Here is a 20,394-nt window from a genome sequence, read left to right as displayed (position 1 = left end):
CTCAGGGCCTCCGTAGCGTCACAGCCCGTACGCCCACATGACCGATATTCACATCCGAGGACGGGATGGCCATGGCTCAGCGACGTGTGGTGGTGTCCGGCGGCGGTACCGGGATCGGCCTGGCGACGGCGGAGGCGTTCGCCGCGGACGGGGACCGGGTGGTGCTCCTCGGTCGCCGCGAGGACGTGCTGCGCAAGGCGGCCGACGCCCTGAACGGCCAGTACGGCGAGGCCACCACGAGCTGGTACGCGGCGGACCTCGCCGACCCCGAACAGGTCGGCGCGGTAAGGGAGTTCATCACGACGGACGAGACCCCGGTGGACGTGCTGGTGGCCAACGCGGGCGGCAACGTGGCCCGCGAGCACGACGGCACCCTCGCCTCCATCGCGGACAGCTACCGCGACAACTTCGACGCCAATGTGCTGACCGCGGTCCTGCTCACCGAGGCCCTGCTCCCCCACATGCGCCGCCCCGGCGGCCGTATCGTGCAGCTCTCCTCCATCGCCTCACTGCGCGGGCCCGGCTCCTACGGCGGCTCCAAGGCCTGGGTCAACACGTACACCTACGCCCTCGCGCAGCGCGTCGGTCCCGAGGGCATCACCGTGAACGCGATCGCCCCCGGCTTCGTCGGCGACACGGAGTTCTTCGGCGCCCGCGCGACGCCGGAGTTCATCGCCTCCCGGGTCGGCCAGACCCTCACCGGCAAGCCGGGTCACCCCTCCGAGATCGCCGCCGCCGTCCGATACGTGGCGTCACCGGAGGCGGCGTACCTGACGGGGCAGCTGCTGCACATCAACGGGGGTGCGGCGCTGGGCCGTTAGGGCCTTCCTTCTAGATCAGGCCTGGGACGCCTGGGCCCGGGCGGGCGGGCGCGGCGTCACCGTCACCTCCGGGACGGTGCCGCCGCAGCGCAGTACGACGTCGAGCACACGGAGGAACTCGTCCACGTCCAGCAGAGCGCCCGTCAGATAGCCGCGCTGTCGCCAGACCGGGTGGACCTGGGCCGCGTACTCCCGGTCCCAGCCGTCGGCGAACCCGGTCCTGGAGTCCCCTTCGCCGCCCGCGCAGTCCCCGACCACGAACCGGGTGAAGCCCACGCTCGGGTGCTCGACGCGGAAGGCCTCGACGAGCTTCTCCAGGGCCGCCTTGCTCACGTGGTAGGCCGCGAACCCGGGCCAGGACGGCGTGAGCGAGCCGCCGATGGAGGACAGGTAGGCGGCGACCCCGCCCGACCTCGTCAGATGCGGCAGCGCGGCGCTCGTGACCAGCGCCGCGCCGATCACATTGGTGTCCATGGCGCGGCGCCAGGCGTCGGCGTCGAGTTTCTCGACCGGGGCGAGGGGGCCGATGCCGGTGGCGTAGACGAGGGCGTCGATGCCGCCCAGCCCGGCGGCGGCCTCCTCGATCGCCGCCCGGCAGGACGACTCGTCGGTCACGTCACAGGCGACGGCGAGCGCGTCCGGGCCCGCCTCCTTCGCCGCGTCGACCAGCCGGTCGTGCCGGCGCGCCAGCAGGGCGACCTGGTCACCGCGGCGCCCCAGGTCGACCCCTATGCACCGGCCCAGTCCACTCGACGCCCCGACCACGACAGCCTTCATGCCAGAACCCCATTCTCAGTATCCGACAATCCTCTTCCGCCGCTTCTATCACGAGTCGGGGTCGATGGGCAGACCCCCCGCGCCGCAACGCCTCTCTACGCACTCGCGCGCAGATACCCCGAGTTCGCCACCTGCCCGAGGAACGTCAGCCGGGTGTCGGTCGCCATGTGCTTGTCGAAGGCCTCCTTGATACCGGGCCACTTGGGGTGCCCGAAGTCGTCGAGTACGACGATCCCGCCGGGCGCGACGATCTGCTCGGCCCACTCCAGGTCCGCGGCGACACCGGAGGCGGAGTGGTCGCCGTCGACGATGATCACCCCGTAGGAACGGTCGGCGACCAGGGCGCGCACCTCGGGATCCTCGGAGAAGCCCTGCTGGACACGGGCCGCGGCGCCGGCCGCGCCGACCAGAGCCAGATTGGCGCGCACCGCGGCCCCGCGCACGGGAGTGCCCGTCGGGTCCGCCCCCTCGGTGGTGCCGGGCTGCAGCTGCAGGCCCGCGAGCGGGTCGACGATCGTCAGACGCGGGTCGCGTCCCGCGCGCTCCATCATCCGGATCAGGGCCGCGCCGAACATCCCGTACAGGGTGCCGATCTCGAGGATCTCGTCGTTCGGCGGGTCGAGCAGCGGTACGGCGGAGAGCTTGCCGCAGATGTTCATGGTGCCGCCGGCGATCCGGCCGACCCCGAGCGCCTCCAGGGCGATGAGCAGCCGGAACGCCTGGGCGATGTTCCGCTCCGCACCGCTCCTGTCCCCACTCACCTGCGCCAGCTCCTCGATGGCACGGTCGAGATGGACCTGGGCCGGCATGCGCGACACGCCTCGCCCCGTCCCGTCGAGCAGCAGCTCGAGCGGGCGCTGACGCTGGCGCAGCGCCGTCAGCTCGCGCTGCAGTCCGCCTTCGGATCCGCCCCCGATGGAGCGGCGGATCTGGCGCTCGATGCGCTGATCGATGAGATCGGCGATCGGACGCAGGACGCGCCTGGCGGCCTTGGTGGTGAGAAACGTTCGCATGGTTCTTGGACCCTCACAGGTAGGGGAGAAGTGCTGCGTACGCGGGGGGACAGAAGGTGCGCACACCCTGATGACGACCGGCTGCGCAGTGGGGACCCAACGCCCAAAGGACGGTAAAGCGTAAACGTCCCACAGCTAAAACACAGCGAACACCGGCCCCCCAAAGGGGAACGCCTGAATGATGCTTGGGCCACGAGAGGGTTACGCACGTCGTGATGTGCCGCGCCGTCAGCTGAATGGCGGGTCAGGAGGGCGCGAGGGCCACGGAGCGCGGTCGCGCCGCGACACCCCGCACCGGGCGGATCTTCGTCGTAACGTGAAGCCCTCTCGCGTCGCCCGCCTCCACCTGATCCATCTCCCCGACTCCACGAGGACCGTTCACGACGACCGTGACACTCCTGCACCCCGGCGCCATGGGCGCGGAGGTCGGCGCCCAGGCACGCCGCGCCGGGGCCCGAGTGCTCCACGTCCCCACCGGCCGTGGTTCCGCCGGCGTCGAGCGGCCCGGAAGGCCGGCCTGGAGGCGGCCGAGTCACTCGGGTCCGCCTTGGCCGTCAGCGACTTGGTCCTGTCGGTCTGTCCACCGCACGCGGCGGAGGACGCCGCGTACGAGGTCCTCGGGCACGCCTTCCGCGGTGTCTACGTGGAGGCGAACGCCATCAGTCCTGAACGGGCCCTCCGTATCGACGGAGCCTGCCGCGACCGCGGCATCGTCATGGTCGACGGCTCGATCATCGGCGCTCCTCCCGGAGGAGACAGTGCCCCGCGGCTCTACCTGAGCGGCGACCCGGAGGCCGTCGGCCGGGTGGCCGCGGTGTTCGAGGACACCGCCGTACTGCCAGACCGCTCGAGGCCGGGGTCGCCGCGCGTCACGGCGTAGGTGACGAACTGGCCCTGGAGGCCGAGTCGATCACCTCCAGGATTCTCGCCGAGGTGGACTACTTGCCGAGCCTCGCGGCCCGCGCCTGGCGCTGGGCCCCCGAGATGGAGGAGATCGCCGCCACCCTCCGCTCCGCCGGCCTTCCGCCCGCCCTGGCCGAGGCCGGCGCCACGGTTCTGCGCCACTGGACCGCCGACAAGGACCGCTTCGACCTCCCCTTGGAGGAGGTCCTGGCCCACCTCCACGCACCCGACGACCTGGACTGACGTCCAGTTCCGCCACTTCGCCACCTCTCACCTCTTTCGGCCCGGTGCCGCGAATTCACACCAGGAGCCCAACGGCGTTACGTGCGGGAAACCTTGACGATCACTGCCCCGGGTGCCACGATTCCGGCGCCGCCATGTTTACGTAAACATCGCCACCGACCCAGCCCCGGCCACGAGATCAGGCCTCGCCGTGCCGGCCGATGTTTACGTAAACACAGCGTTCCGGTCGAACCGACAAGAACCGTGCCCCGCACCTGTCTTGAGTACGCCAAGCCCCACCCGCACCACCGATACAGCACCACCGATCGTCACCGGACCCACGACGGCGAGCCGACGCACCACGCGTCCCGTCCGGCCCGGCGAACCTTCCGACGGCCGCTCAGCCCCGCGCAGGCTCCGCCGGGCACCGAGTCGCAGTCACCTGAAAGGGCAAGTCGATGCGCAACACCCCCGCCAGAACCCGCCTCACGCCCCGTCTGCGCGCCGCCTTCGTGGCGCTCCTGATCGCCGGCACCAGCGGCACGGCCCTCGCCGCGACCAGCGGCACGGCCGTCGCCGGCAGCCCCACGCACGCCGCGCCGAGCAAGGACACGACCCAGTTCAAAGGCGTGAACTGGGCCGACCCGCGCGACAACTTCGCCGACGACCCCGTCGTCCTGTCCGGCCTGTCGACCTCCGACAGCTACGCCCAGACCTACACCAAGGCGAGCCGGATCATCTCGGCGTTCCGCGCGAACCTCGGCGCCAACACCGTTCGGCTGCCCATCAACCCGTACACCGTCAACGGCTCGTACTGGAAGTCGTACCGCGGGGTCATCGACGCCGCGTCGGACAAGGGCTTCAAGGTCATCGTCTCCTACTGGGAGGGCACGGGCGCCCGCAAGGACGGCTTCATCGACGACCCCGCCACCTTCTGGCCCATGTGGAACACCGTGGTCAAGACCTACAAGAACGACAAGCGGGTCTACTTCGAGCCGATGAACGAGCCCCACGGCTACACCGACGCCCAGTGGGCCGACATCGCCGCCCAGTGGCTGGCCACCTACCCGTCCGTCCCGCGCGACCGGGTGTTCGTCAGCGGCGCCGGCTACAACGACCACGTCACCTCCGTCTGCGCCGACCCCCGCCTGAAGGGCACCTACCTCTCCCTGCACCACTACGGGTTCTGGAAGGACTACGCCACCTACGACCAGTGGGTGTCCGACCTCAAGGAGCGCATCGGTGACTGCGCGGGCCGTACCGTCGCCGACGAGTTCGGCGCCCCGATGACCACCGGCCTCGACTACGACAAGCCGGACGCCTCCAACAACTTCGTCAACTACGTCCAGGCCGTCACCGACACCTTCCGCGAGCTGAAGATGGGCTCCGTCTACTGGCCCGGCCTGCGCACCGACGACACGTACTCGCTGCAGACCCTGACCGGCACCTCCGCCCGCCCCTGGCTCGCCACCACCAACCAGTCCGGCGCCGACCGCCTCGCCTGGGCCTGGGGCCGCGGAAAGCCCGTCCAGCCCTGACGCGGCCTCAGGGCCCGTCCGCCCCGCACGGGGCCGATCGAGCCGCTCTTCGTTCGAACTGATTTCGCGCCGAGGAACGGCCGTCCCTCGGCGATTACCCCGGACGAGTGCAAAGCGAGCGAAACGCACGACTGCGGCCCCCGGATCAGCTCCGGGGGCCGCAACCTTGTTGCTGGCGAACCATGAACGCGCAGGCGGCATCGATTCTTCACGCGTAGCGCGGGGTGGGGCGGGTGGGACTCGAACCCACGGCCGACGGATTATGAGTCCGCTGCTCTAACCGGCTGAGCTACCGCCCCTTACGGCGCGTCGCGCACATTTGTGCGCGCCGTCTGCCGCAGCATAGCCGCTCATACGATCTCCTGCTTCGGATGGTCGGCAACGCATGACCATGAGGACTTCGGCATGGACTGCGCGGTTCCCCCGGACATGAAAAAGGACCCCGGAGGGGTCCTCTTCCGTTGCTCTCCCGACTGGACTCGAACCAGTAACCTGCCGGTTAACAGCCGGCTGCTCTGCCAATTGAGCTACAGGAGACTGCGCTCCCCCGACTGGACTCGAACCAGTAACCTGCCGGTTAACAGCCGGCTGCTCTGCCAATTGAGCTACGGAGGATTGCCTCGTTGCATCGAACGCACCTACCCGGGTATTCGCCAGGGGGCGTGCGCTCGCTGCGACACATACATTAGCGCAAGCAGGGGGGTGCTCCGCCAATCGGTTCCCCCCGCACCGATGCCGACGCAAGGGAAGGGTGGCCGCCATGCGCTACCGGCTCACATTCGTCGCCGGACTGGCTCTGGGTTACGTGCTCGGCACACGCGCCGGGCGCGAGCGCTACGAGCAGCTGAAGAAGTCCGCGCGCCAGGTCGCGCAGAACCCCGCGGTGCGCAACACCGCCGAGACCGCCGCCCAGCAGGGGCGCGAGATCGCGGGCAAGGCGTTCCACACGGTCGGCGAGAAGGTGGGCGACCACGTCCCCGACTCGGTCACCGCCCGCGTCCGCTCGCTGCGCGAACGCAACACCAACGGCACCCGTGAGGACGACTGGGGCACCAGCAACACGTAGTGACCCCGCGAGGAGCTCGAGGAACCGCGCACCCGGCCCCCACCGGCCGAAAACCGAACGACTCCCGGCGGGCGGGGCGAGTGATCCCGGACGGGGTCCGGCGGGCGCGTCACCCGGTCCGACCTGCGCCCCCGGCCCGGCGCGCACCCCGCGTCCCGCTCGGCACCGCCCCGCCCGGCGCGCCCATCCCCCGCCGTACGGCAGAATTTCCGCCATGGGGATAGTCGCCGGGTTGGACAGTTCGCCCGATTTCACTCGTATCGTCGTCTGCGACACGGACACGGGGGCCGTGCTCAGGCAGGGGTATGCGCCGCATCCGGTGGAGAACACCGAAGGCGGCGGCCGTCCTTCCGATGTCGATCCGCAGGCCTGGCTGCTGTCCCTGGGCGAGGCGGCCGGCGGTGGGCTGCTCGAAGGCGTGCAGGCCATCGGCGTCTCCGCGCAGCAGAACGCGCTCGTTCCGCTGGACACGCAGGGCAACACGGTGCGGCCGGCCATGGTCGGCGGTGACAAGCGGGCACAGGTCGCCGCCGCCGATCTCATCGACGCGCTCGGCGGGCGCGAGGCGTGGGCGCAGGCCGTGGGCTGTGTACCGCAGGCCGCCCAGCCGGTGACCAAGCTGCGCTGGCTGAACAGGACCGAGCCCGACGCCGCGCTGCGCACCGCCATGCTGCTGCAGGCGCACGACTGGCTGGTGTGGCAGCTGCTCGGGCGGCCGCTGCGGCGGACCACCGACCGGGGCGGGGCCTCCGGGACCGGCTACTGGTCGGCGGCGACCGGCTCCTACCGGCCGGATCTCGTCGAGCTCGCGCTCGGCCACCAGGCCGCGCTGCCCGATGTGCTGGGCCCGTCCGAGGCGGCGGGGACGACACCCGAGGGGCTGCTGATCTCCGCGGGTACCGGAGAGACCATGGCGGCGGCCTTCGGGCTCGGCATCGGGCTCGGGGACGCGGTCGTGTCCCTCGGTGCCTCCGGGTCCGTGATGGCCGTACACCCCGAGGCGCTGGTCGACTCCTCCGGCATGATCACCTCACTGGCGGACGCGACCGGCATGCATCTGCCGGTGGTGACCACCCTCAACGCCGTACGGACCCTGCGCGGCGCCGTCGAACTGCTCGGCCTGCCCGACCTCGAGAGCCTGTCCGAGCTCGCGATGAAGTCCACGCCCGGCTCCCACGGGCTGGTCATGCTGCCCTACCTGGAGGGCGAGCGGACCCCGAACCTGCCGCACACCGCCGGGACCCTCGCCGGGCTGCGGCGCGAGTCGATGCGGCCCGAGCACCTGGCGCGGGCCGCCTTCGAAGGCATGCTGTGCGGGCTCGCGGACGCGCTCGACGTGCTGCGCGGGCGCGGCGTGGACGTACGGCGGGTGTTCCTGCTCGGAGCGGCCGCCGAGCTGCCGGCCGTGCAGGCCGCGGCGCCCGCGCTGTTCGGCGCGCAGGTCATCGTCCCCCAGCCGGCGGACTACGCGGCACTGGGCGCGGCCCGCCAGGCGGCCTGGGCGCTCGGCGTCTCGCAGGGCACGCTCGACCCCCAGCTGCCACCGGTCTGGCAGGGTGCGGTCGCCCAGATTCTGGAGCCCGGCGAGGAACTGGCCGTGGGTCAGGCCGTACGGCAGCAGTACGTGGCCGTACGGGAACAGACGCATCCGGGGGCATTCCGGTCATAGGGGGCGTAGAGGGAGCGCGGAGGGAATGCGGAGGGATGTCCCGGTGGGCGTACAGGCCCGCATGGGTCCTATGACGTACGTCTCAAGGTCCTGTTCCGGTCCGCTCTTGGTCTGCTCTTGGATTAATCGGTTGAGGTAACGCGGGTGGAGTGTCCGACGATAGGGGGTGGTGCACCACCGACCGCACTGCCGTCGACGACTCCGAGAGAAGCCGCGTGCTCATACGACTCCTTCGGACCTACCTCAGTCCGTACAAGAAACCCATCGCTCTCCTCGTGCTGCTGCAGTTCCTGCAGACCTGCGCCACCCTGTACCTGCCGACTCTGAACGCGCACATCATCGACAACGGTGTCGTCAAGGGAGACACGGGCTACATCCTGTCCTTCGGGGCCCTGATGATCGGGATCTCGCTGGTCCAGGTCTTCTGCAACATCGGCGCCGTCTACTACGGCGCCCGTACGGCGTCCTCCGTCGGCCGGGACATCCGGGCCGCCGTGTTCGACCGGGTGCAGTCCTTCTCCGCCCGCGAAGTGGGCCACTTCGGGGCGCCGTCCCTGATCACCCGCACCACCAATGACGTCCAGCAGGTGCAGATGCTCGCCCTGATGACGTTCACCCTGCTGGTGTCCGCGCCGATCATGTGTGTGGGCGGCATCGTGCTGGCCCTCGGCCTGGACGTACCGCTCTCCGCGGTCCTGGTCGCCGTGGTGCCGGTACTCGGCATCGGAGTGACCCTGATCGTGCGCCGGCTGCGCCCGCTGTTCAGGACCATGCAGGTGCGTCTGGACACCGTGAACCGGGTGCTGCGCGAGCAGATCACCGGCAACCGCGTCATCCGCGCCTTCGTCCGGGACGACTACGAGAAGGACCGCTTCGAGTCCGCCAACTCCCAGCTGACCGAGGTGTCCCTCGGTACGGGCCGGATGCTCGCCCTGATGTTCCCGATGGTCATGACCGTCGTGAACCTCTCGTCGATCGCCGTGGTCTGGTTCGGCGCCCACCGCATCGCCGGCGGCGGCATGCAGATCGGCGACCTGACCGCCTTCCTCGCCTACCTCATGCAGATCGTGATGTCCGTGATGATGGCCACCTTCATGTTCATGATGGTGCCGCGCGCGGAGGTCTGCGCCGAGCGGATCCAGGAGGTCCTGGACACCTCGTCCAGCGTCGTGCCCCCGAGCGCGCCCGTCGTGGAACTGCGGCGCCACGGCCACCTGGAGATCCGCGGCGCCGGGTTCCGCTATCCGGGCGCCGAGGAGCCCGTCCTGAAGTCCATCGAACTGGTGGCGCGGCCGGGTGAGACGACCGCCGTGATCGGGTCGACGGGCAGCGGCAAGTCGACGCTGCTCGGGCTCGTGCCCCGGCTCTTCGACGCCACCGACGGAGAAGTCCTCGTCGACGGCGTGGACGTGGCGACCGTCGAGCCGAAGCTGCTCGCGAAGACGGTCGGACTCGTCCCCCAGAAGCCGTACCTCTTCGCGGGGACGGTCGCCACCAACCTCCGCTACGGCAATCCGGACGCGACCGACGAGGAACTGTGGCACGCGCTGGAGGTGGCGCAGGCCAAGGGCTTCGTGGAGCGGCTGGAGAACGGTCTGGACTCGCCGATCGCGCAGGGCGGCACCAATGTCTCCGGCGGTCAGCGCCAGCGCCTCGCGATCGCCCGCACCCTCGTCCAGCGGCCCGAGATCTACCTCTTCGACGACTCCTTCTCCGCGCTCGACTACGCGACCGACGCGGCGCTGCGCGCGGCGCTCTCCCAGGAGACGGCCGAGGCGACCGTGGTGATCGTCGCCCAGCGCGTGTCGACCATCCGTGACGCCGACCGGATCGTGGTCCTCGACGAGGGCCGGGTGGTGGGCACCGGGCGTCACCACGAGCTCATGGCCGACAACGAGACCTATCGGGAGATCGTGCTCTCCCAGCTGACGGAAGCGGAGGCCGCCTGATGGCCGGGCCCATGGGACGCATGATGGCCGGGGGCGGCCCCGATCAGCGCTCAATGGATTTCAAGGTGTCCGGGAAGAGGCTCCTGGCCCAGTTCAAACCCGAACGCGGCACCATGTACGGGATGCTGGTCGCCGTCGTCCTGAGCGTGGGGCTCTCGGTGGTCGGGCCGAAGATCCTCGGCAGGGCCACCGACCTGGTCTTCGCGGGCATCATCGGGCGGCAGATGCCGGCCGGCGCCACCAAGGCCGAGGTCCTCGCGGGTATGCGGCGGCGCGGCGAGGGCGGCGTGGCCGACATGCTCGCGGGCACGGACTTCACCCCCGGCAAGGGCATCGACTTCGACGCCGTCGGCAACGTACTGCTGCTCGCGCTCTGTACGTTCCTGCTGGCCGGCCTGCTGATGGCGGTGGCGACGCGCCTGGTGAACCGGGCCGTCAACAAGACCGTTTACCACATGCGTGAGGACCTGCAGGCGAAGCTCTCGCGCCTGCCGCTGTCGTACTTCGACAAGCGCCAGCGCGGTGAGGTGCTCAGCCGCGCCACGAACGACATCGACAACATCCAGCAGACCCTGCAGCAGTCCATGGGCCAGCTGGTGAACTCCCTGCTGACCATCGTCGGTGTGCTCGCGATGATGTTCTGGGTGTCGTGGCTGCTCGCGCTGGTCGCGCTCGTCACGGTCCCGCTCTCCTTCTTCATCGCCACGCGCATCGGCAAGCGCTCGCAGCCGCACTTCGTGCAGCAGTGGCGCACCACCGGCAAGCTCAACGCCCATATCGAGGAGATGTACACCGGGCACACGCTGGTGAAGGTGTTCGGGCGGCAGGAGGAGTCGGCGGCTCAGTTCGCCGAGCAGAACGAGAAGTTGTACGAGGCCGGGTTCAAGGCGCAGTTCAACAGCGGGGTCATGCAGCCGCTGATGATGTTCGTGTCGAACCTGAACTACGTGCTGGTGGCGGTGGTCGGCGGACTGCGTGTCGCGTCCGGTTCGCTGTCGATCGGCGACGTCCAGGCCTTCATCCAGTACTCCCGCCAGTTCTCGATGCCACTGACGCAGGTCGCCTCGATGGCGAACCTCGTGCAGTCCGGTGTCGCGTCGGCGGAGCGGATATTCGAACTCCTCGACGCGGAGGAGCAGGAGGCCGACCCGGTGCCGGCGGCGCGCCCCGACGAGCTGCGCGGGCGGGTGGCGCTGGAGAACGTGTCCTTCCGCTACGACCCCGAGAAGCCGCTCATCGAGGACCTGTCGCTGAAGGTCGAGCCGGGCCACACGGTGGCGATCGTCGGCCCGACCGGCGCCGGCAAGACCACGCTGGTGAACCTTCTGATGCGCTTCTACGACGTCACCGGCGGCCGGATCACCCTCGACGGCGTCGACATCGCGTCCATGTCCCGGGACGAACTGCGGGCCGGCATCGGGATGGTGCTCCAGGACACCTGGCTGTTCGGCGGCACGATCGCGGAGAACATCGCGTACGGGGCCTCGCGTGAGGTCACGCGCGGGGAGATCGAGGAGGCGGCGCGGGCCGCGCACGCGGACCGTTTCATCCGTACGCTCCCCGAGGGCTACGACACCGTCATCGACGACGAGGGGACGGGGGTCAGCGCGGGTGAGAAGCAGCTGATCACCATCGCGCGGGCGTTCCTGTCCGACCCGGTGATCCTTGTCCTCGACGAGGCGACCAGTTCCGTCGACACCCGTACAGAGGTGCTGATCCAGAAGGCGATGGCGAAGCTCGCGCACGGGCGGACGTCGTTCGTGATCGCCCACCGGCTCTCCACGATCCGGGACGCGGACACCATCCTGGTGATGGAGAACGGGTCGATCGTCGAGCAGGGCGCGCATGCGGAGCTGTTGGCGGCGGACGGTGCGTACGCGCGCCTCTACAAGGCCCAGTTCGCCCAGGCGGTGGCGGAGGTCGACTAGCGGGTGGGGTTGGGTAGGCGGGTGCGGGGAGGTGCTTCCTCGCCCCCGCCGCCCCTACCCGACCCATCCTCAACCTGGGGGCTCCGCCCCCAGACCCCCCGGGTGGGTTCTTCGGCTGCGGGTGGGTGGGGGCTGGTCGCGCAGTTCCCCGCGCCCCTTGAGGGCGCTGGCGCGCATCTTCAGCCCGTCCGGCGTTTGAGGACGAGGCCGTTCAGGCCGATCGGGGGTTTGGGGGCGGAGCCCCCAAGTAGGGATGGGACGGGTAGGGGCGGCGGGGGCGAGAGACGTCGGGTCAGTCCAGGTAGCCGCGGAGTTGGTCCGCGAAGGCGTGGTCCCTCAGTTTGTTGAGGGTCTTGGACTCGATCTGGCGGATGCGTTCGCGGGTGACGCCGAAAATGCGGCCGATCTCCTCGAGCGTGCGGGGGCGCCCGTCCGCGAGCCCGTACCGGAGCTGCACGACCTTGCGTTCACGCTCGCCGAGCGTGGACAGCACCGCTTCCAGGTGTTCCCGCAACAGCAGGAAGGCCGCGGACTCCACCGGCGAGGTGGCATCCCCGTCCTCGATCAGGTCGCCGAGCGCGACGTCGTCCTCCTCCCCCACCGGCGCGTGCAACGACACCGGCTCCTGGGCGAGGCGCAGCACCTCACTCACCCGCTCACCGGGAAGGTCGAGGTGCGCGGCGACCTCGTCCGGCGTCGGTTCGTAGCCGCGCTCCTGCAGCATCCGCCGCTGGACACGCACGACCCGGTTGATCAACTCGACCACGTGGACGGGGACTCGGATCGTACGGGCCTGATCCGCGAGCGCCCGTGACATGGCCTGCCGGATCCACCAGGTCGCGTACGTCGAGAACTTGTACCCACGGGCGTAGTCGAACTTCTCCACCGCCCTGATCAGACCGAGGTTGCCCTCCTGGACCAGGTCGAGCATGGTGAGCCCGCGGCCCACATAGCGTTTCGCGACCGAGACGACCAGGCGCAGATTCGCCTCGATGAGGCGGCGCTTGGCCATGCGGCCCATGACGACGAGTTTGTCGAGGTCGAGGGCGAGCTGACTGTCCAGGTCGGGGGTGAGGCGCAGCTTCTCCTCGGCGAAGAGCCCGGCCTCGACGCGGCGGGCGAGTTCGACCTCCTCCGCCGCGGTGAGCAGCGGAATGCGGCCGATCTCGCGCAGGTACTGGCGGAACAGGTCCGAGGAGGGGCCTCCGGTGTCCGTACCGCGTCCTCGGGGCAGTTCGACGGGCTCCGGGACCTCGGCCTCGGTTTCGACCTCGACGGGCTCGGCCTCGGCCTCGACGGCGTCCGCCGGCGGCCCGTCCGGCTCCGTCTCGGGGTGGTGCGCCACACGGCTCTGCGGGGGCACCGCCGCGACGACGTCGGGCTCGGCGTCCGTATCCGTGTCCGTGAGGTTCTCGGTCTGTGTGAGGGTCTGGGTCTGCACGGGGGCGACCTCCAGGGATGTCGCTGCTGAGGCGTGCGGCAGCGGTACGTCGGGGATGGGGTCGACGGCCTCGCCGCTGTCCATCCCGTAGTCGTTTGGCGGAACCGCGGGAATCGGAAACCCGTCGCGTGCGGGTCGGCCGCGCTCCGAGGACTCAGGCACCGCAACCCAGTGTGGAGTACGACACATCGCCGCCACGAGGGGCGTGCGGTGACTTTTTGCTTCCGGTCGGTGACCCGGTGGTTACCGTGCCGTCCGAGTGCGCAGCTCAGCGCGCGCGAAACCGATTGAACGGCGTACGGGATTGGCATGTGCGCCGGGCCCATCCGGGCAGCCCGGGCCTTGGACCGGGCAGGGCGGCCTCAGAGCGCCTCCGCGCCCCGCTCGCGCAGCGCCTGACCGTACTGCTGGAGCACCCACAACTCGTTCTGCACGGCCGCCAGCTGGGCCGGGTCGCCGTGGGCGCTCGCGCGGGCCAGGGCGCCCTGGACGTCCACGATGCGGCGCTCGACGGCGCGGCGGCGGACCATGACGAGCTGGTCGCCCGCGTAGGTCTCGTCGACGGTCTTGCGCATGATCGCCTCGACGGCCAGCTCGGTGACCATGGAACGGACCACGTCGTCCGGGGCGGCCTCGCGGACCCGGACCAGATACTCCTGGGGGTCCTGCGTGCCGTAGTCGGCGCCGCCCGCCTCCATGATCGCCAGGCGTACGGCGGCGTAGGGCGAGGCGGTGAACTCGTCGATCCCGTAGGCGTCGAAGGCCGGGGAGACCAGCTCGGGTCGCTGGAGGGCGAGCTTGAGCAGCTCACGCTCGGTGGCGAAGACGGGGTTGCGGAGGTTGAGCGCCGGGCCGCCGGCGGAACTCTGGACGGCGCCGTACGCCGGCTGGGGGCGCTGCCCGTTCGCTGCCGGGGCCGGGCCCTTGCCGCCGCGGTCGCGGGCCCAACGGGCCAGCTGGGCCACCCGCTTGACCACGAACTGGGTGTCGAGGATGCCGAGCATGCCGGCGAGCTGCACGGCGACCTCGTGCTGGGCGCCGCTGTTCTTGATGCGGGCGACGATCGGGGCCGCCTCGTCGAGCGCGGCGGCGCGCCCCGCCGGGGTCTCCAGGTCGTAGCGCAGGATGATCTGGCGCAGGGCGAACTCGAAGAGGGGCGTGCGGGGTTCGACGAGGTCGGCGACCGCCTCGTCGCCCTTGGCGAGGCGCAGGTCGCAGGGGTCCATGCCGTCCGGCGCGATGGCGATGTACGTCTCGGCGGCGAACTTCTGGTCGTCCTCGAAGGCGCGCAGGGCGGCCTTCTGGCCCGCCGCGTCGCCGTCGAAGGTGAAGATCACCCGGGCCGAGCCGTTGTCCATCAGGAGGCGTCTGAGGATCTTGATGTGGTCGCTGCCGAACGCCGTGCCGCAGGTCGCGATCGCGGTGGTGATGCCGGCCAGGTGGCAGGCCATGACGTCGGTGTAGCCCTCGACGACGACCGCGCGGCTGGCCTTGGCGATGTCCTTCTTGGCGAGGTCGATGCCGTAGAGGACCTGGGACTTCTTGTAGATCGCGGTGTCGGGGGTGTTCAGGTACTTCGGGCCGTTGTCCGCCTCGTAGAGCTTGCGCGCGCCGAAGCCGACGACCTCGCCGCCGATGTCGCGGATCGGCCACATCAGGCGGCCCCGGAAGCGGTCGATGGGGCCCCGGCGGCCCTCCTGGGAGAGGCCGGAGAGGAGCAGCTCCTTGTCGCTGAAGCCCTTGCCGCGCAGATGGCGGGTGAGGTGGTCCCAGCCCTGGGGGCTGTAGCCGACGCCGAAGTGCGCGGCGGCGGCCTGGTCGAAACCGCGCTCGGCGAGGAACTTGCGGCCCGCGTCGGCCTCGGGGCTGGTGTCGAGCTGCTCGACGTAGAACTGGGCGGCGATCTTGTGCGCCTCGACCAGGCGGATCCGCTCGCCTCGCTGGTGGGAGGGGTTGTACCCGCCCTCCTCGTAACGCAGGGTGATGCCGGCCTGCCCGGCGAGGCGCTCGACGGACTCCGAGAAGGTGAGGTGGTCGACCTTCATCACGAACGTGATGGTGTCGCCGCCCTCCTGGCAGCCGAAGCAGTGGAAGAGGCCCTTGCTGGGGCTGACCTGGAAGGACGGGGACTTCTCGTCGTGGAAGGGGCACAGCCCCTTGAGGTTTCCGCCGCCCGCGTTGCGCAGCTGGAGGTACTCGGACACGACGGCGTCGATCGGGACCGCGTCCCGAACCGCCTTCACGTCCTCGTCGTTGATCCTTCCAGCCACGAGGTGATTCTACGGGGCCGGACTGACACTCCTGGGCGAGGCGAACGCCCCGGCCGGGGGTCCGGGGGTTGCCCCCCCGGGAATCACAGCCGGGGGTGGTGTGACAGTCGATGACCGCCGTCCGTCGCAGGGACCTCTGATCGGTCAGGGAACGAGGCTCTCCAGCGGTACGTGCGGGTTCGCCAGTGCCTCGGTGTCCACCCGCGCCCGGGACCGGATCAGCCGCTGGACGGGTTCCGTGACGTCCCACACATTCACGTTCATCCCGGCCAGCACCCGTCCGTCCTTCATCCAGAAGGCGATGAACTGCCGCTTGCCCGCGTCGCCCCGGATCACCACTTCGTCGTACGTCCCCGGGGGCGCCCAGCCCGAGTACTCGAGCCCGACGTCGTACTGGTCGGAGAAGAAGTAGGGCACGCGGTCGTACGCCGTCCCGCGGTCCAGCATCGAGCGGGCCGCCGCCGGTCCGCCGTTGAGGGCGTTGGCCCAGTGCTCGACGCGCAGCCGGGTGTCGAAGAGGGGGTGGGGGAAGGCGGCGACGTCACCGGCGGCGTAGATGTCGGGGTCGGAGGTGCGCAGCCGCTCGTCGACCGCGACACCCCCGCCGTACGCCCGGTCGGCGATCTTCAGGCCCGCGGCCTCGGCGAGGCCCGTGCGCGGCGCGGCTCCGATGGCCGCCAGGACGTCGTGGGCGAGGTGCTCCTCGCCGTCGTCCGTGCGGGCGGCCAGCACCATGCCGTCCTGGCCGACGATCTCGGTGAGCCGGGCCCCGAAGTGGAAGCGGACGCCGTGCTCGCGGTGCAGTTCGGCGAAGAGCTGGCCGAGCTCGGGGCCGAGGACCCCGTGCAGCGGGGTCGGCCCGTGTTCGACGACGGTGACCTCGGCGCCGTACTCACGGGCCGCCGCCGCGACCTCCAGGCCGATCCAGCCCGCGCCCGCGATCACGATGTGCCCGTTGTCACGGCCGAGCGCGGCCAGGACGCCCTTGAGACGTTCGGCGTGGGCGAGGCGGCGCAGGTGGTGGACGCCCGCGAGGTCCGTCCCCGGAATGTCGAGGCGGCGCGGCTCGGCGCCGGTCGCGAGGAGCAGCTTGTCGTAGTGGACGAGGGTGCCGTCGTCGCCGAAGCGGACGGTCTTCGCCGTGCGGTCGATGGCGTCGACGGTCTGACCGAGGTGCAGCTCCACGTCGTTCTGCGCGTACCAGGCGGGTTCGTGCACGAAGACGCTGTCCCGCTCCTCCTTGCCCAGCAGATAGCCCTTCGAGAGCGGCGGGCGCTCGTAGGGGTGGTCACGTTCGTCGCAGATCAGTATCACGCGGCCGGTGAAACCCTCCGCTCGGAGCGTCTCGGCCGCCTTGGCGCCGGCCAGGCCTCCTCCGACGATGACGAATGTCTGATCCGCGTCGACCACTTGATGCCTCCTCGTAACGTTGTCGCCAAGCGAGCGTCCCGCACGCAGCGTGATGCGGGAAGAGGGTGTGGCCCGATCAGGCCACGCAGGGTCACACTCCGCCGCCGCCTGTGGGGCGGGTGGTGAGCCCGTGGTGCAGTGAGCGTGCCGAGGCGTCGGTGAGCGAGGCGATCTGGTCGACGATCACCCGCTTGCGTGCGCGGTCGTCCCCGGCGGCGTCGAACAGCGCCCGGAACTGCGGGTCGAGACCGTCGGGGGCGCGGGCGGTGAGCGCCTCGGCCAGCTCGGCGACGACGATCCGCTGATCGGCGCGGAGCCGCTCCTGCTCGGCGCGTTGCATGACGTACCGGTCGGCGACGGCCTTGAGGACGGCGCACTCGTGGCGGGCTGCGCGCGGGACGACCAGTTCCGCCGCGTACCGGGTGAGCCGGCCGGCGCCGTACCGTGCGCGGGTGGCGCCCTCGGCGGCCAGGCAGAAGCGGCCGATGAGCTGGCTGGTGGCGTCCTTCAACCGGGCCTGCGCGACGGCCGATCCGTCGTACCCGTGCGGCCACCACTCCTGTTCCAGGAGCCGGTCGAGGGCCTCGGAGAGTTCGGCCGGGTCGGTGTCCGCGGGCACGTACCGGCCGATGGCGACCTTGAAGATCTCCTCGCGTTCCGGTTCCGCGTGCAGGCAGTTGGGGTCGATGTGGCCGGCGTGCAGTCCGTCCTCGACGTCGTGCACCGAGTACGCCACGTCGTCGGACCAGTCCATGACCTGGGCCTCGAAGCACGTACGGGTGCCGGGGGCGCCCTTGCGGACCCAGTCGAAGACCGGCCGGTCGTCCTCGTAGGTCCCGAACTTCGGCGAGGCGGGGTCGATGGGGTGGGCGCCGCGCGGCCAGGGGTACTTGGTGGCGGCGTCGAGGGCGGCGCGGGTGAGGTTCAGTCCCACGCTGACGAGTTCGTCCCCCGCCGCCCCACCGGCTGATGCAACGGCGTCGGAGCGGACGAAGCGCTTGGGCTCGATCCTGGTCAGCAGGCGCAGCGACTGCGCGTTGCCCTCGAAGCCGCCGCAGTCCTCCGCGAACTCGTTCAACGCCTGTTCGCCGTTGTGCCCGAAGGGCGGGTGGCCGAGGTCGTGGGAGAGACAGGCCGCCTCGACGAGGTCGGGGTCGCAGCCGAGGGCGTCGCCGAGTTCGCGGCCCACCTGCGCGCATTCCAGGGAGTGCGTGAGGCGGGTGCGGGCGCTGGCGTCCCAGGCCTGACTGCGGGTGCCGGGGGTGACGACCTGGGTCTTGCCCGCGAGGCGGCGCAGCGCGGAGGAGTGCAGCACGCGGGCGCGGTCGCGCTGGAAGGCGGTGCGGCCGGGACGTTTGTCGGGTTCTACGGCCCAGCGCTCGACTGACGTCGGGTCGTACTCGTCGGAGAGGGGTGCGGTGCCGTCCATGTACCCGACAGTAAACGCAGGCAGTGACAAACGGGGCGCGGCCTACCGCCGGGAGTCGTGGATCAGGCCGAGGCCAGCTCGCGTTCGGGGGCCGGTTCGGGGGTCGCCACGGCCTGGTCGTAGCGGTGCAGGACCAGTCGGGCCATCGCGGCGTGGGTGCCCAGGGGGGCGGCGGCGATCCAGGGGGCCGCCGCGGCGCACTCGGTGGCGAAGCGGCCGGGGGCCGTGAAGTAGGAGGCGACGGCGATGCGGTGGCGGCCGCGGGCGGCCAGGGCGCGTACGGCGGCGGAGACGGTGGGCGCGGCGGCGGAGGCGTAGGCGGGGACGACGGGCACGCCGAGGCGTTCGGCCAGCAGCTGGGCCGTGCGGCGGGTGTCGACGATCGACTCCGGGTCGCGCGAGCCCGCGGCGGCGAGCACGACCCCGCCGGCACGCCGGGCCGCGTCGCTCGTCCCGGCCCGCCAGCCGGCCTCGACGAGCCGGGCGTACAGCGTCTCGACGAGCAGGGGGTGCGGGCCGAGCGGGGCGGCGATACGGGCCCGCAGTTCCGGTACGGCGGCCGCGGCCTCGGGGATGTCCCGCTTGACGTGGTAGCCGCGGCTGAGCAGCAGCGGCACGAGAACGGCACCGTCCTTGGGATCCAGGGAGGCGAGCGTGTCGGCCAGCAGCGGTTCGTTGAGCTCGATGTGGCCGAGGTGCACGGGCAGGTGCGGGCGCAGCTCGCGGACGCGCTCGATCAGGGTGCGTACGGTGTTCAGCGCGCGCGGGTCGCGGCTGCCGTGTGCGACGAGGACGAGCGGCGGGGGCGCGGGACGGCGGGCTCCGTTGAGCGAGACGAGACTGAGCTGACTGCCGAGCTGGCTGGTGATCGCGTTCATGAGTTGCGCCGTACTGTCGAGGTGGGCGCCACCGAGCGGCTGCCCGCCGATGGGGGTCCCCCCGCTCGGGCGAAGCCGAGGGCGGGAGAGGTTCCTGGACTCGTCGTGCTCGTCGTGAGAGGGGTTCGACGCCGTCATGAACCGATGGTGACGGTACGAGGTTGCCGCGCGGTTGCACGGGCGTGTCAGGTGTTTTCCGGGGGTTCACGGCGTGGTGCGGTGGCGGTGTGAGCGTCTCCCACCTGGGGTTCCGTGGCCCCGAGTGAGCCCGGTCACGATATCGGTGCGAACCGAACGGGCTTACGCTGCGTCCCCATCTGTCGAATACCGACGCGATCGGACGCCACCGGGGGGACGAACGACCATGCCGCGCCTGCCGCACCCGAGGATTCTCAGACCGCGGCTGCCCCGCCTGCCGCGCACCCGCGCCGGGCAGCGGCGGGCCGTACAGACGATCATGCTGCTGTGCGTGCTGGCGCTGCTTCCGGTGACCTGGCTGTACGTGAGCACGGCCGACGGGCTGCGTACGACGGCCGACGCGCCGCGCACCGAGGTCGCGGTGGTGTTCGGGGCCGGGCTGTGGAACGGCGAGCCGTCCCCGTACCTCGCGCACCGGCTGGACGCGGCGGCGAAGCTGTACCGGGCCGGGCGGATCGAGGCCGTGCTCGTCACCGGGGACAACAGCCGCAAGGACTACGACGAACCGGACGCGATGCGGGCCTATCTGACGAAGCGTGGGGTGCCGGACCGGCAGATCGTCAGCGACTACGCCGGGTTCGACACCTGGGACTCCTGTGTACGGGCCCGGAAGATCTTCGGCGTCCACGAGGCCGTGCTGATCAGCCAGACCTTCCACATCCGGCGGGCCGTCGCGCTGTGCCGGGCGGCGGGTGTGCGGTCGTACGGCGTCGGGGTCGACGCCACCCACGACGTCACCTGGTACTACGGGGGCACGCGCGAGGTGTTCGCGGCGGGCAAGGCCCTGCTGGACGCGGTGTTCAAGCCCGATCCACAGTTCCTGGGGCGGAAGGAGCCGGGGGTGGCGCGGGCCCTCGCGGCGGCGCGGAAGTGAGCGCGGTC

General features: G+C 70.8%; 16 protein-coding genes and 3 tRNA genes. 9 read left to right on the top strand and 10 right to left on the bottom strand.

Translation table 11 applies throughout. From position 1 onward, the window contains the following. The first annotated feature begins 71 nt into the window (after window positions 1-71). Window positions 72-821, top strand: coding sequence for an SDR family NAD(P)-dependent oxidoreductase (locus tag OG568_RS33860; protein ID WP_329534289.1), 750 nt, complete (start codon window positions 72-74; stop codon window positions 819-821). A 15-nt stretch (window positions 822-836) separates the two neighbouring features. Here OG568_RS33860 and OG568_RS33855 read toward each other — a convergent pair whose 3' ends face one another. Then, a complete protein-coding gene (locus tag OG568_RS33855) occupies window positions 837-1,598 on the bottom strand; it encodes an SDR family oxidoreductase (protein WP_329534288.1) in 762 nt (253 codons plus the stop codon). 95 nt (window positions 1,599-1,693) lie between these two features. Further along, window positions 1,694-2,611, bottom strand: coding sequence for a class I SAM-dependent methyltransferase (locus OG568_RS33850; RefSeq protein WP_329534287.1), 918 nt, complete (start codon window positions 2,609-2,611; stop codon window positions 1,694-1,696). Window positions 2,612-3,158: 547 nt separating this feature from the next. Here OG568_RS33850 and OG568_RS33845 point away from each other — a divergent pair. The 3 genes from OG568_RS33845 to OG568_RS33835 all read left to right on the top strand — a co-directional run bounded on the left by OG568_RS33845 (window position 3,159) and on the right by OG568_RS33835 (window position 5,274). Next, entirely contained in the window at window positions 3,159-3,491 is a 333-nt protein-coding gene (locus OG568_RS33845) for a hypothetical protein (protein WP_329534286.1), read from the top strand. 8 nt (window positions 3,492-3,499) lie between these two features. Next, window positions 3,500-3,757, top strand: coding sequence for a DUF1932 domain-containing protein (locus OG568_RS33840; protein WP_329536534.1), 258 nt, complete (start codon window positions 3,500-3,502; stop codon window positions 3,755-3,757). Window positions 3,758-4,194: 437 nt separating this feature from the next. Then, window positions 4,195-5,274: a glycoside hydrolase family 5 protein gene (locus tag OG568_RS33835; RefSeq protein WP_329534285.1), complete on the top strand. Its 1,080-nt coding sequence runs from the start codon at window positions 4,195-4,197 to the stop codon at window positions 5,272-5,274. 225 nt (window positions 5,275-5,499) lie between these two features. Here the strand turns inward: OG568_RS33835 and OG568_RS33830 are convergent. The 3 genes from OG568_RS33830 to OG568_RS33820 all read right to left on the bottom strand — a co-directional run bounded on the left by OG568_RS33830 (window position 5,500) and on the right by OG568_RS33820 (window position 5,889). Continuing rightward, a tRNA-Ile gene (locus tag OG568_RS33830) sits at window positions 5,500-5,573 on the bottom strand. A 165-nt stretch (window positions 5,574-5,738) separates the two neighbouring features. Beyond that, window positions 5,739-5,811, bottom strand: a tRNA-Asn gene (locus OG568_RS33825). 5 nt (window positions 5,812-5,816) lie between these two features. After that, window positions 5,817-5,889: transfer RNA gene (locus OG568_RS33820), tRNA-Asn, on the bottom strand. 145 nt (window positions 5,890-6,034) lie between these two features. On the opposite strand from OG568_RS33820, the gene OG568_RS33815 reads away from it, so the two are divergent. From OG568_RS33815 to OG568_RS33800, 4 genes are all read left to right on the top strand, one after another. Then, the gene (locus OG568_RS33815) at window positions 6,035-6,340 is read left to right on the top strand and encodes a hypothetical protein (protein ID WP_054233549.1); all 306 of its coding nucleotides are present in this window, start codon (window positions 6,035-6,037) and stop codon (window positions 6,338-6,340) included. 214 nt (window positions 6,341-6,554) lie between these two features. After that, window positions 6,555-8,009 carry an FGGY family carbohydrate kinase gene (locus tag OG568_RS33810; RefSeq protein WP_329534284.1) on the top strand — a complete coding sequence of 485 codons (1,455 nt, stop codon included), beginning with the start codon at window positions 6,555-6,557 and terminating at the stop codon, window positions 8,007-8,009. Between the two features lie 215 nt (window positions 8,010-8,224). Then, on the top strand, window positions 8,225-9,958 hold the full coding sequence (locus tag OG568_RS33805) for an ABC transporter ATP-binding protein (protein ID WP_329534283.1): 1,734 nt from the start codon (window positions 8,225-8,227) through the stop codon (window positions 9,956-9,958). Further along, window positions 9,958-11,886 (top strand): ABC transporter ATP-binding protein, encoded by a 1,929-nt coding sequence (locus OG568_RS33800; RefSeq protein ID WP_329534282.1) that lies wholly within the window; start codon window positions 9,958-9,960, stop codon window positions 11,884-11,886. The genes OG568_RS33805 and OG568_RS33800 overlap by 1 nt, the downstream gene beginning before the upstream one ends. 292 nt (window positions 11,887-12,178) lie before the next feature. On the opposite strand, the gene OG568_RS33795 is transcribed toward OG568_RS33800, so the two are convergent. The 5 genes from OG568_RS33795 to OG568_RS33775 all read right to left on the bottom strand — a co-directional run bounded on the left by OG568_RS33795 (window position 12,179) and on the right by OG568_RS33775 (window position 19,314). Continuing rightward, window positions 12,179-13,489: an RNA polymerase sigma factor gene (locus OG568_RS33795; protein ID WP_329534281.1), complete on the bottom strand. Its 1,311-nt coding sequence runs from the start codon at window positions 13,487-13,489 to the stop codon at window positions 12,179-12,181. A gap of 200 nt (window positions 13,490-13,689) precedes the next feature. Beyond that, window positions 13,690-15,597, bottom strand: a complete 1,908-nt coding sequence (gene dnaG / locus OG568_RS33790) for a DNA primase (protein WP_329534280.1) — start codon at window positions 15,595-15,597, stop codon at window positions 13,690-13,692. A 144-nt stretch (window positions 15,598-15,741) separates the two neighbouring features. Continuing rightward, complete coding sequence (locus OG568_RS33785; RefSeq protein WP_329534279.1) at window positions 15,742-17,007, bottom strand: NAD(P)/FAD-dependent oxidoreductase; 1,266 nt, start codon at window positions 17,005-17,007, stop codon at window positions 15,742-15,744. Window positions 17,008-17,098: 91 nt separating this feature from the next. Next, entirely contained in the window at window positions 17,099-18,436 is a 1,338-nt protein-coding gene (locus OG568_RS33780; RefSeq protein ID WP_329534278.1) for a deoxyguanosinetriphosphate triphosphohydrolase, read from the bottom strand. Window positions 18,437-18,498: 62 nt separating this feature from the next. Then, window positions 18,499-19,314, bottom strand: coding sequence for a sirohydrochlorin chelatase (locus OG568_RS33775; protein WP_266421794.1), 816 nt, complete (start codon window positions 19,312-19,314; stop codon window positions 18,499-18,501). Between the two features lie 364 nt (window positions 19,315-19,678). Here OG568_RS33775 and OG568_RS33770 point away from each other — a divergent pair, with 364 nt between their 5' ends. Further along, a complete protein-coding gene (locus OG568_RS33770) occupies window positions 19,679-20,386 on the top strand; it encodes a SanA/YdcF family protein (RefSeq protein WP_266582372.1) in 708 nt (235 codons plus the stop codon). Window positions 20,387-20,394 lie beyond the last annotated feature (8 nt).

It is taken from the genome of Streptomyces sp. NBC_01450 (assembly GCF_036227505.1).
Classification (GTDB): Bacteria; Actinomycetota; Actinomycetes; order Streptomycetales; family Streptomycetaceae; genus Streptomyces.
The sequence above is the reverse complement of the archived record's forward strand: the minus strand, read 5'-3'. Positions and strand labels throughout refer to the sequence as shown.

Coding starts and splice junctions, on each gene's coding strand:
- OG568_RS33860 (WP_329534289.1), top strand. CDS start 72: ATGGCTCAGCGACGTGTGGTGGTGTCCGGCGGCGGTACCGGGATCGGC.
- OG568_RS33855 (WP_329534288.1), bottom strand. CDS start 1,598: ATGAAGGCTGTCGTGGTCGGGGCGTCGAGTGGACTGGGCCGGTGCATA.
- OG568_RS33850 (WP_329534287.1), bottom strand. CDS start 2,611: ATGCGAACGTTTCTCACCACCAAGGCCGCCAGGCGCGTCCTGCGTCCG.
- OG568_RS33835 (WP_329534285.1), top strand. CDS start 4,195: ATGCGCAACACCCCCGCCAGAACCCGCCTCACGCCCCGTCTGCGCGCC.
- OG568_RS33815 (WP_054233549.1), top strand. CDS start 6,035: ATGCGCTACCGGCTCACATTCGTCGCCGGACTGGCTCTGGGTTACGTG.
- OG568_RS33810 (WP_329534284.1), top strand. CDS start 6,555: ATGGGGATAGTCGCCGGGTTGGACAGTTCGCCCGATTTCACTCGTATC.
- OG568_RS33800 (WP_329534282.1), top strand. CDS start 9,958: ATGGCCGGGCCCATGGGACGCATGATGGCCGGGGGCGGCCCCGATCAG.
- OG568_RS33780 (WP_329534278.1), bottom strand. CDS start 18,436: ATGGACGGCACCGCACCCCTCTCCGACGAGTACGACCCGACGTCAGTC.
- OG568_RS33775 (WP_266421794.1), bottom strand. CDS start 19,314: ATGAACGCGATCACCAGCCAGCTCGGCAGTCAGCTCAGTCTCGTCTCG.
- OG568_RS33770 (WP_266582372.1), top strand. CDS start 19,679: ATGCCGCGCCTGCCGCACCCGAGGATTCTCAGACCGCGGCTGCCCCGC.